The sequence below is a fragment of the Candidatus Parvarchaeota archaeon genome (assembly GCA_016866895.1).
GTDB lineage: Archaea > Micrarchaeota > Micrarchaeia > Anstonellales > VGKX01 > VGKX01.
Genome location: VGKX01000063.1, coordinates 1 through 6,324, shown reverse-complemented (window position 1 = coordinate 6,324; position 6,324 = coordinate 1). Strand labels below are relative to the sequence as shown.

Here is a 6,324-nt window from a genome sequence, read left to right as displayed (position 1 = left end):
TAGAGGTGCTTATCCCAGTCAAAACGACACTTGTGCTACGAAAAGACATCCAGATTGGGCAGCTGTTGCCTAAAAACATCAACATACCCCTTGAGTTTGACATTCCAATTAGCGGCAGCGCAACTGGCATTTCGGCCCAAGGCACCCCAGTCTCCTTCAATTTCAACAACCAGAAGCTACCGGTAAAGACAAATGTCCCTGCAGCCATTTCCATAAATAGCGGGCAGGAGCCGGTTCTGAGGATTAATGAGGCTGTCCCGATAGACACAAATCTAAGGACCACCATTAAGACAAGCGTGCTTTACCAAAAGGAGATGGATGACATTTCCAAAAGGCTTGAGCGGATTGCCGGATAGGCTGCCGGCTTAGGCATCTATTTCTTTGCCAGTCTTGCCTTAGTAAACTCCAGCCAACCGGCAGAGCCGTCTTTTTTCTTTTCTGATTTTTCCACTTTTATTTGGCTTGCAAAAAAAGGCGCGTCAAGAACAAATGTTTCGCCCTCACCTCCTTCAAGATGCGGGTTGATTTTTGGGCTTGATTTTGCACAAAAGTCCAAAAACCCCTGGTCAAACTTTCTGCCCAGATAGCTTTCCGAAAAGCCCCCTGCAGCAACTTTTGTGAAAACTGCATTAAAGTGACCCACAACTTCCCCAAGCATGCTGTCTTTGGTTCTCCAGACTGGAGTAAAGCTTGGAATCCCAAGGTGCGCACAGATGCCATCAATGCGCTGTTTTTGGTACTCTGACTCGATTGCCCCGCAGCAGACTGCCTCGCAATTTCCGCTTTTTATCATCCTTGCAAGAGACTTTTCAAGCTTGGCAAGCTCGTTGTCATTATTTACCTTCAAAAAGCCAATCCGCAGGCCCATGGCTTTTGCCTGAAGGGCACAAAAGCGAACATTTGGATGGTGGAACATCATTGAATCCATTTGCGGCACCAGGCTTAGTAGCCGCACCTGGTGGCCCTGCTGCATTGCCCAAAATGCAGCAAAGACGCTGTCCTTGCCGCCCGAAAAGAGAACTACGACTTTCATGGAAAAACCAAAGACCTCGGAAAGAGAAAACCAATGCTTGAAAAGCAACGGGGGTTTAGAAAAGGGGCCCAAGCCCCCTTCTTTGGACGAGAGGGGATTTGAACCCCTGGCCTCTTCGTTGCGAACGAAGCGCTCTACCACTGAGCTACACGCCCTTAGGCTAAATTTTTGTGCTTGAAGATTTAAAACCTGGATAGTTGCAATGAAAAAGAACAGGTCATTTGGTGCAGCTTGGAACCCAAGGCTAAAGCCTAGGGCATGGCTGCACCTTGTGAGTAAATTCGGGGCATAGGCTGCCTAAGATAGGTAAAAATGAAAAGAAGAAAGAAGGAAAAGCCAGCACTCAAAGTGTGCTGACGCTTTCCATTGAAAATGCCTTTTCTGGCGCGGCACCTTCTGTTTTTGTCCGACCAAAAATACTTGGCGACTCCTTGAGGCCCGTGACAATCGCGGTTGCAGTTATCATGTCGTTTTGATCTGCCGCAAGCCTTGCGCCAAGCTTGACATTGGCATTTAGGTCAAACGACTCCGATACGCTCTCGCCGACCTTTATTGCCTCGCCAAGTGTCAGCGAGCTGCCACCATCCAAGTGAATCAAGGCCCCTGTTGCCCCCTCATAGGAAACATCCAGAAGCGGGTGAGCAAGAGTTGATTTAACAACCTGGTCTACCCGATCAGCGCCCTTGCCCTCGCCAACCGAAATCAGCGCAATTCCCCCGCCTTGCATTATTGACTTGACATCAGCATAGTCAATGTTGAGAAGGGATGGGAACATGATTGTATCAGCAATGCCTTTCACGGCCTTTGCAGTGATTGCATCAGCAAGATTGAAAGCGTCATTTATTGGAATGTTTGGCGCATACTGCACAAGCCGATTGTTGTCAATAACAACAACAGTGTCAGAAGCTTCCACCAGCTGCTGCAAGCCCCACTGTGCCTTTTTCAGCCTTGCCCTCTCAAGTGAAAACGGATATGTGACTATTGAGACTACTATTGCACCCAAGTCGCGTGCAACGCGGGCTATCATTGGCGATGCGCCCGTGCCCGTGCCACCGCCCATGCCTGCGCAAAGAAAGACAATTTCATTTTCACCTAAGACTTCCGCTATCTTGTCCTTTGATGCTTCGGCGCATTTTTGTGCTACTTCCGGAAAGCCTCCGGCACCAAGCCCCTTTGTTACACTTGCCCCAATCAGCACCTTTTTCTGGGCATCAACCATTTTCAAGTGAAGATAATCAGTATTAACAGCAATTGTTGTCGCGCTTTTTATCCCGGTCTTGGTTACCCGGTTTATCGTGTTGCACCCGCCGCCGCCAACGCCCACAATTGCAATGCGGACGTTCTCGTTGCTCATCAAGCCGTCATCCTTGCCCTGCTCAGTTTGCGCACTTGGAAACTCGCCGTTTGCAAGCGCAGAACTCACCACACCTTCCAGCATATTGTTCCACCTCTTTTCAACTTGGTCGCCGCACACACATTTACTGCTTGCTTTCCCAAAAAAGGGAAAAAAATAAAAAAATGGAAAAAAGGAAAAGCTACCCGATGATTTCGATATCGGAATAACTAACTTCCTTCTTTGGCTCGTCCATTGAGCCGCCTAGCACTGATGCGCCCTTGACGCCTGTGACAATCGCCACAATTTCAAGCTTGCCGTCATAGCCTGGGATAAGCCTTGCGCCCCACTTGACGTTTGCCATGGCATCCATCTTCTCGGTGATTATCTCACCTGCCTTGATGGCATCGCCAAGAGTCAAGTCCGAGCCGCCTGAAATGTGGATTAGCGCCCCGTTTGCGCCTTCGAAGTCAACGTCAAGCAGGCGGTTTTTCAGCACGCCTTCTGCCGCGCTTCTGACTTTATCAGTGCCCTTGCCTTCGCCAACTGAGATGAACCCGACCCCGCCGCCTTGCATGATTGCACGAACGTCGGCAAAGTCAATGTTTATCAGTGATGGCTGTGTGATTGTCCAGACCAAGCCCCCTATCGCCTTTGCAAGTATTTCATCGGCAACCGAGAACGCCTCGTTCATCGGGAGGTTTGGAACAAGCTTTACAAGGCGGTTGTTGTCAAGTATGATGACCGAGTCGCATGCCTTTCTCATCTTGGCAATGCCCTCGTCTGCCTTTGCCCGCCTTGCCCTCTCAAGTGCAAACGGATAGGTCACCATTGCAACAACAATGGCCCCCTGCTCCTTTGCAATCTCGGCAATGACAGGTGCAGCACCAGTACCCGTGCCACCGCCCATGCCTGCGCATATGAAAACCAGATGTGCGCCCTCAAGCTCTTTTTGCAGCAGCGGCCTGTCGACCTCTGCGGCCTTTGAGCCTGTTTCAGGATACCCACCAGCGCCCAAGCCCTTTGTGATGGACCTTCCGATAAGGACCTTCTTGGACTTCTCGTGTATCAAGTTCAGGTGCTGCTTGTCGGTATTTACCGCAACCAGTTCCGTGCCCTTGACTCCGGCCCGAATGAGCCGGTTTATGGTGTTGTTTCCTGCGCCGCCTACACCCACTGTCACTATCTTAATCTGGTCAGAGCCGAATGTTTCTGTCGGAGCGGGCTCTCGCTCACCAAGGACTGATTTTACCAAACTGTCCATACTGTATCGCCGACGGTATTTGAAAGCTACCCCTTTATATATGTATGCTTTCACGTCGGAAAAATTGGTATTTAGATTGATAGAACCATGAACTTGAAAGAACAAAAAACATAGGGCTGTAGAAGATGCACGAGGGGTTTATCCCAAAAATCCTCTCATGTATGCTGCATGCTGCACGTGCTCCGGTATGATTGCAGAGTTGTCAGTCTGCATGTCCTTCCAGATAAACGAAGTCGTTTTGATATATTCCCCATCACACTCAACAGGCACAAATGAAAGTGCTTTTTTGATATTTTTTGAAACTGCGCTTGGGAGCAATCTAATGTTATCTGGATTGGCGAACTTGAATGCGTCGCGCAAGTCCTCCTCGAGATGAACGTATATTTCCCTTAGGCAGTCAAACTCTTTTTCAGAAAGCGCCGAAAGTCCCAGCGTTTCTGGCGGAATGCCAAGGGAATAAAGCGAGGCGCAAAAGTTGATTGCCCTTGGGAGTTTTATCCCCTTCATTGCACGGTTGTAGCCAAACAGGCCAATGTGAAGCTTCCTTGCCCTTTTTGCGGGTATAAACTTTGAAATTTTATTGATGTGCGGCGCAAGAACTTCGACTTCCCGCTGGTATGCACTTGTGATTTTTTCGACTAAAGCAAGCGCCTTTTGCTCGTCAATGGCAAGCGGCCTGCCCCTGCTTGTTTCATTCAGCGAATCAATGCAGTCGCGCACAACCCTTTCAGGATAGTCGTATTTGAATGACGACTGCAATGTGAATGTCTGGACTGAGGGATACTCGCCGGTGCAGTTGTGGCCGTTTATTGGCTTCATGTTGCCCCTAAACGGCGCAGAGCCGACGCCTAAAATTGGCAGTATTTTCACGGAACTTTTTTCCTCAAGTAGATTTAGTCTTTGGAGGGCCACCTTTGCCAAAAGAACTGCCGACACTGAACCATAATTCAAAGCCGGGTCAGAGCGGGCAAGAAAAATCCGCTGGTACTCCAAGTCTTTTTTGTTTGAGATATATTTTTCTGCTATCTGCGCGCTTGCAAGAATGCTTTGGCTGTTCTCAAACAGCGGTATGACGGAAATTTTATCTGGCTTTATTTCCCCAATCCACTGTGAGATTGTTATGTCAGAGTCCACAAGTGTTTTGTGCGCCTTTCCAACGACATATTTTTCATAGTACCTGTGAATGCGCTCTATTTCCAGATAGCTTGAAGTCATTGGCAATATGATTTCAAAAATTGGGGCGCAATCCTGCCCAAACGCCATTGCAGTGTCAAAGTTCCTGGGTATTCCTTCAAGGGTTTCAAGCAAAAGTTTCCCCTTGTCCTTTTCAACAGTTGGATTTGGAACGCGTGTTGTGATGAATATGTCTTCGCCAAGCCTGTGCTCGCGAAAGTACCTGTTGTATTTGGAAAACAGCTTCTCGACAACAAAATTGTCAACTTCCTTGCCTTCTGAGTCCCACATCTGCTCCCGCGCTGCAAGGTGCGAAAAAACATAGTAGGCCTCCTTGATTTCTGTCTCTCCCAAGATTATTTCACTGTCTGAAAAAAAAGGAGTCTGAACGTTGTCAGGATGCTGCGTTGACATTGTGCGTGAAACTTCGGCCAAATATATCTCCTTTAATTCAGTAGTTCAAGTCCGCCATCTTCGCCTTTTTTATGTAAGCATAAACGCTTGCGGCAGCCACGCAGCCTTCCGACTCTGCAGTCACAATCTGCTTGACATTTGCAGGGCCGCCTGTTATGTCGCCTGCCACAAAAAACCCAGGCACGCTTGTCTCCATTTTTTCATTGTGCTGCACGTACCCATCTGCCCCAAGCGCCGCACCCAGCTGTTTTGCAATTGAATTTAGTGGCTCAAAGCCGACGTTTATGAAAACCCCGTCAACTGGAATCTCGCGCTTTTGTTTTGTATTGACATCCTCAACAAGCACTGATTTTACTTTTCCCCCTTCACTTGCACCCTTGTCGCCTTTGATTTCAACCGGAGCGCTGTTTAGCACAAACTCAACGCTTTTTGCTGCTTTCAGCTGGTCAAGCAAAACCGCCTCGCCCCTGAACTCTGCGCGCCTGTGTATGACATAGACCTTCTGGCACTGCTCGGTAAGTAAAAGAGCACTTGTCAGAGCAGAATTTCCGCCGCCAATCACTGCAACGGTTTTCTTCTTGAAAAACGGGGCATCGCAGGTTGCACAAAAGGATATTCCCTTGCCCCTGTACTCGTCCTCGCCTTTGATATTCAACTTTCTGTATTCAGAGCCTGTTGCAAGCACAATGGTTTTAGCCTGGTACTGGCCCCCGACTGTTTGGATAGTGAATATGCCCTCCGACTTTCTTGCCACATGCTCAACCGATTCAAAAATCTTTTTTGCACCTACAAAATCAAGCTGTGCTTCCCACTTTGCAGCCAAGTCAGGGCCTTGCACGCTTTCAAAGCCAGGGTAATTTTCTACCGCAGTCGTGGTGGCTATTGCCCCGCCGACAAGCTTGTGCTCAAATATAGCTGTTTTGAGGTTATTGCGTGCAGCATAGATTGCGGCAGTAATACCGGCCGGCCCTGCCCCAATTACTGCAACATCAAAAGTTTCCATGTAGCTCACCGCTAAAGTATTGCATTTAGATTGGCAAAGCTAGGTTTATAACACTAAACAACTGCCGCAAACCCCCCCTCCAAATCCACAATCAAATCATCTGC

Annotated in this window: 4 protein-coding genes, 1 tRNA gene and 1 pseudogene; all 6 read right to left on the bottom strand. The window is 48.6% G+C overall.

What is annotated here, in order from left to right; translation table 11 throughout:
* Positions 1–373 precede the first annotated feature (373 nt).
* The 6 genes and pseudogenes from FJZ26_03305 to FJZ26_03280 all read right to left on the bottom strand — a co-directional run bounded on the left by FJZ26_03305 (position 374) and on the right by FJZ26_03280 (position 6,229).
* On the bottom strand, positions 374–1,033 hold the full coding sequence (locus FJZ26_03305) for a diphthine--ammonia ligase (GenBank protein ID MBM3229433.1): 660 nt from the start codon (positions 1,031–1,033) through the stop codon (positions 374–376).
* A gap of 83 nt (positions 1,034–1,116) precedes the next feature.
* Positions 1,117–1,188: transfer RNA gene (locus FJZ26_03300), tRNA-Ala, on the bottom strand.
* 188 nt (positions 1,189–1,376) lie between these two features.
* A complete protein-coding gene (gene ftsZ / locus FJZ26_03295) occupies positions 1,377–2,471 on the bottom strand; it encodes a cell division protein FtsZ (GenBank protein ID MBM3229432.1) in 1,095 nt (364 codons plus the stop codon).
* Positions 2,472–2,568: 97 nt separating this feature from the next.
* On the bottom strand, positions 2,569–3,630 hold the full coding sequence (gene ftsZ / locus FJZ26_03290; GenBank protein MBM3229431.1) for a cell division protein FtsZ: 1,062 nt from the start codon (positions 3,628–3,630) through the stop codon (positions 2,569–2,571).
* A 138-nt stretch (positions 3,631–3,768) separates the two neighbouring features.
* Positions 3,769–5,217 (bottom strand): phosphoenolpyruvate carboxylase, encoded by a 1,449-nt coding sequence (locus FJZ26_03285; protein ID MBM3229430.1) that lies wholly within the window; start codon positions 5,215–5,217, stop codon positions 3,769–3,771.
* A 37-nt stretch (positions 5,218–5,254) separates the two neighbouring features.
* Positions 5,255–6,229 (bottom strand): annotated as a pseudogene (locus FJZ26_03280) (FAD-binding protein).
* Positions 6,230–6,324: the final 95 nt, after the last annotated feature.